General features: G+C 60.9%; 2 protein-coding genes. One reads left to right on the top strand and one right to left on the bottom strand.

Translation table 11 applies throughout. The features are described from left to right. Window positions 1-220 (bottom strand): ATP-binding cassette domain-containing protein (locus EOA38_RS36320; protein ID WP_127301481.1); only part of this gene is annotated, 220 nt, incomplete at its 3' end. Window positions 221-643: 423 nt separating this feature from the next. On the opposite strand from EOA38_RS36320, the gene EOA38_RS36315 reads away from it, so the two are divergent. After that, a partial coding sequence (locus tag EOA38_RS36315; protein ID WP_145966281.1) for a substrate-binding domain-containing protein occupies window positions 644-1,519 on the top strand: 876 nt, incomplete at its 3' end.

Raw genomic sequence — 1,519 nt, 5'->3', positions numbered from 1 at the left:
TATGCATGGTGCCATGGCTCGGGCGGAAGTTGCCGGCGTTCATCTTGACCAACGTCGACTTGCCGGCGCCGTTGTCTCCCATCAGACCGACGACCTGTCCGGCCTCCAGCGTGAACGAAACATCGTTCACCGCCTGGATGGCGCCGAAATGCTTCGAGATGTTGGCGAGTTCGAGAACCGACACCAGCCTTAAGCCTCCCCATTTTCTTCCTGCGGCCATCCTCCGACATGACTGTCGACGCCGTATGGACCTAGCGCCTCCAACTCCTCCCGAGCGGGCGCGATCGGTGCATTTAGGCAAAAGCCCGCATGGGCGTCAATCAACTGTCGGATGATTAATTTCGAAACTCGTCGAAAAATCGGTTTTGTAGGACAAATAGGAATTGACGTTGGCTGCGAGCCGTTATTAGCTAGCGTCGGAGGAAGAATTTGCCCTCGCAAATCGCTGTTCAATGGAAGCGGTCGGCAGGGATTCGGTCAGGATCCGGCAACGCCAGCGCTCATTCGAGCTGGAACGGATCGGCAAATGCTTATCGGCCCGGGTTAAGACACGAGCATTCGAGGCGACTGCCGTGTTCGTTGCATCCGGGTCGATCGGTGTGGCGGGCACGTCGTGTCCGTCTGGTTTCAAGGGAGGACTGATATGAGGAAATCACTTTTGCTCGCCGCCGTCGCCGCCATGGCGTTGGGCGCCGGGCCGGCTTTGGCCAAGAAACAGCTCGTCATTGTCGTGAAGGGTCTCGACAACCCGTTTTTCGAAGCCATCCACCAGGGCTGCGAGAAATGGAACAAGGAAAACGCCAGCTCCGAATATGAATGCTTCTACACCGGCCCGGCATCGACCTCGGACGAGGCCGGCGAAGCCCAGATCGTGCAGGATATGCTGAGCAAGCCGGACACGGTCGCAATGGCCATTTCGCCGTCCAACGCGCCGCTGATCGCGCAGACGATCAAGAGCGCCAATCCGTCGATCCCGATCATGACGGTCGACGCCGACCTTGCCAAGGAAGATGCAGCGGTTCGCAAGACCTATCTCGGCACCGACAATTATCTGATGGGCAAGAAGATCGGCGAATACATCAAGAAGGCCAAGCCGAACGGCGGCACGATCTGCACCATCGAAGGCAATCCCGCGGCCGATAACATCCTGCGCCGCGCGCAGGGCATGCGCGACGCGCTGTCGGGCAAGGAAGGCCTGTCGGCGCTAGCCGGCGAAGGCGGCTGGACCGAGGTGGCGGGCTGCCCGGTGTTCACCAATGACGACGGCGCCAAGGGCGTGCAGGCGATGACCGACATCCTCGCCGCCAATCCGAAGCTCGACGCCTTCGGCATCATGGGCGGCTGGCCGCTGTTCGGCGCCCCGCAGCCCTATCGCGACCTGTTCAAGCCGATGGCCGACAAGATCGCCAAGAACGAGTTCGTCATCGGCGCGGCCGATACGATCGGCGACGAAGTGGCGATCGCCAAGGACGGCCTGGTGACCGCGCTGGTCGGCCAGCGGCCGTTCGAAATGGGCTAC

Origin of the sequence: Mesorhizobium sp. M1E.F.Ca.ET.041.01.1.1 (genome assembly GCF_003997355.1) — a bacterium.
Taxonomy (GTDB): Bacteria; Pseudomonadota; Alphaproteobacteria; order Rhizobiales; family Rhizobiaceae; genus Mesorhizobium.
This window is presented reverse-complemented; position numbering and strand designations above follow the sequence as displayed.